The 2,369-nt window shown below is 70.5% G+C and carries 4 protein-coding genes; 3 read left to right on the top strand and 1 reads right to left on the bottom strand.

Annotated elements, in window-relative coordinates:
• Positions 1 to 29 precede the first annotated feature (29 nt).
• On the bottom strand, positions 30 to 596 hold the full coding sequence (locus tag ACWFRB_RS26320; RefSeq protein ID WP_452644286.1) for a TetR/AcrR family transcriptional regulator: 567 nt from the start codon (positions 594 to 596) through the stop codon (positions 30 to 32).
• 74 nt (positions 597 to 670) lie between these two features.
• On the opposite strand from ACWFRB_RS26320, the gene ACWFRB_RS26315 reads away from it, so the two are divergent.
• The 3 genes from ACWFRB_RS26315 (at position 671) to ACWFRB_RS26305 (ending at position 2,325) form a co-directional block, all read left to right on the top strand.
• Positions 671 to 1,045, top strand: coding sequence for a DUF4267 domain-containing protein (locus ACWFRB_RS26315; protein WP_452644284.1), 375 nt, complete (start codon positions 671 to 673; stop codon positions 1,043 to 1,045).
• A gap of 68 nt (positions 1,046 to 1,113) precedes the next feature.
• On the top strand, positions 1,114 to 1,542 hold the full coding sequence (locus tag ACWFRB_RS26310; RefSeq protein WP_452644288.1) for a cupin domain-containing protein: 429 nt from the start codon (positions 1,114 to 1,116) through the stop codon (positions 1,540 to 1,542).
• A gap of 78 nt (positions 1,543 to 1,620) precedes the next feature.
• Positions 1,621 to 2,325, top strand: coding sequence for a DUF2334 domain-containing protein (locus tag ACWFRB_RS26305; RefSeq protein ID WP_452644282.1), 705 nt, complete (start codon positions 1,621 to 1,623; stop codon positions 2,323 to 2,325).
• Positions 2,326 to 2,369: the final 44 nt, after the last annotated feature.

The following is a 2,369-nucleotide window of genomic DNA, read 5'->3' as shown; positions in this document are numbered from 1 at the left end:
CGCACCTGGTGCGTGGCCGCCTTTCGCGTTCACCCGAACAGTTCGGCGAGCTCGGCGATACGCGCCGCCTCGTTGTCCGGGTCGAGGCGCTCGCCGCGCGTGAGCACGCACATTCCGTGCAGCGCGCTCCAGAAGACCTCAGCCCTGGTCCCGGCCTCGCCGGTCTTCCCGCCGCCGAGCGCCGACGACAGCACCTCGAATCCCGCACGCAGTTCCGGTGGGGTCGATTCGTGGGCGAACCGAACCCCCAGCCGCATCGAGAACATCGCCTCATACGTCGCGGGATTGTCCGACGCGAATTCCAGGTAGGCACGGATGAAGGCCGTCAGTCGTCCCGCATCGTCGACGCCCTCGAGCGCCCGGCCCATGGTCAGGGTGAAGTCCCGGAATCCCGTCAGCGCGACCGCGCTCACGATGCCGTCTCTGCCCTCCGGGAAATGCCCGTAGAGCACCGGGGGGCTGTACTCGATCTCATCGGCCAGCCGCCGCGTGGTGACGGCGGGCCACCCCTCGTTCTCGGCGATGCTCCGGGCGCATTCGACGATCTTGCGCTCGCGATCCTGTCGCTCCCTTTCCTTGCGTTCTCGAACTCCCATGCCAAAACTCTATCACTGATAGACATCCGTCCATCAGTAAGCTAACGTTGGTAGAAATTCTACAAACGAAAGGCATGGCAATGCTGAACTGGATCGGACTCGTCATCAGCTGGATCGGTGCGCTCGGGATCATCGCGATCGGTGTGGCCTACCTCGGGAAGAACGAGAAGAACGCGGCGGGCTTCGGTCTGCCCGCCAGTCCGGCGCCGGAGGCGCGCGGATGGTGGCAGGTCAAGGGTGTCCGCGACATCGGCTCGGGCCTGCTGGTGATCGTCTTCACCTTCGCGGCGCGTGACCAGCTCGCACTCCTCATGCTGCTGCTCGCCGTCATCCCCCTCGGCGACATGTGGGTCGTGCTGTCCAACGGCGGCGACCGCAAGGCCGCGTACGGAGTCCACGGGGCCACCGCGGTCGCGATGATCGCCGCCGCCGCGTTGCTGGCCGCATGACCGGGCAGGAGCGGGCGGTCTCGGCACGGGCGGACCAGGCGGAGGTCGTGGGGAACGACCGGGCGTCGATGCATCTGCTGTACGACGCCTCGGACACGGCGGGCGCGCTGAGCTCGCTCGAGGTCCGGCTCGGGGTCGGGGCCGACGGCGCCGCCCCGCACTTCCACACCAGATCCTCGGAGCTGTTCTACGTCCTCGACGGCGAACTGCGCGTCATGGCAGGCGACGAGATCGTGACCGTGGCGGCGGGCGGATCCCTCGTGGTGCCCAAGCTGATGCCGCACGCGTTCGGTGCGACGGCGGACTCCGCGGCCCGGGTACTGATCGTGCTGACCCCGGGGGTGCAGCGGTTCGAGTACTTCCGGCTGCTCGCGAGGATCCAGGCGGGGGAGGCGTCGGTGGAGGAGCTCGCACCCGCCCAGGAGGAGTACGACAACCACTTCGTCGACGCACCCCAGTGGTGGCGGGACCGCAACGGGTCGTCGGCCCGCCCGTAGTGTCCGCCCACGCTGGTGCTCGCCGAATGCTCACGTCGGCGTCAGCGGCCGTACACCTTCGGGTGCGACCCTGGGCGCATGGCAGGACAGCTGATCGTGTCGCTCTCGGGGATCCGGGCCGAGACCCGGGACCTCGCCGCCGACTTCGCTGGGGAGATGGACGGGCGCGGGGTGCCGCTCTCGCTGCTCGTCGCCCCTCGCCTGAAGGACAAGTACCGGCTGGTCCGCGACGAGGACACCCAGGAGTGGCTGCGGCGGCGGCAGGCGGGCGGGGACGCCATCGTGCTGCACGGATACGACCAGGCCGCCACCAAGAAGCGCCGTGCCGAGTTCGCGGCCCTGCCCGAGCACGAGGCCGCGCTGCGGTTGCTGGCCGCGGACCGGGTGATGGAGGAGACCGGGCTGCGCACGCGCGTGTTCGCCGCGCCCCGCTGGCTGGCCTCGCCGGGAGCGGTGGCGGCGCTGCCCCGCGCCGGGTTCCGGTTGCTCGCCGGGTCCGCGGGCATCCACGACCTCGAGCGCGGCACCGTGGTGCGCTCCCGGGTGCTCGGTGTCGGCGAGGGTTTCCGGGCCGAGCCGTGGTGGTGCCGGGCGCTGGTGCTGGGTGCGGGACGCACCGCCCGTCGCGGCGGAGTGGTGCGACTCGCGATCTCCGCCAAGCAGCTCGGGCGGTCCGGACCGCGGCAGGCGCTGCTCGATGCCGTCGACCTGTCGCTGCACCATGGCGCGCAGCCGACCGGATATCGCTGGCAGGCCAAGGGTTCCGGGTCGCGGGTGGCCTGAGTTCCTCGGGCCCGGCGCACGAAACGGGGCGCGACCCGATGGGT

It is taken from the genome of Rhodococcus sp. NPDC055112 (assembly GCF_053607505.1).
Note: the sequence above shows the minus strand (reverse complement) of the source record. Positions and strands in the feature narration are given on the sequence as shown.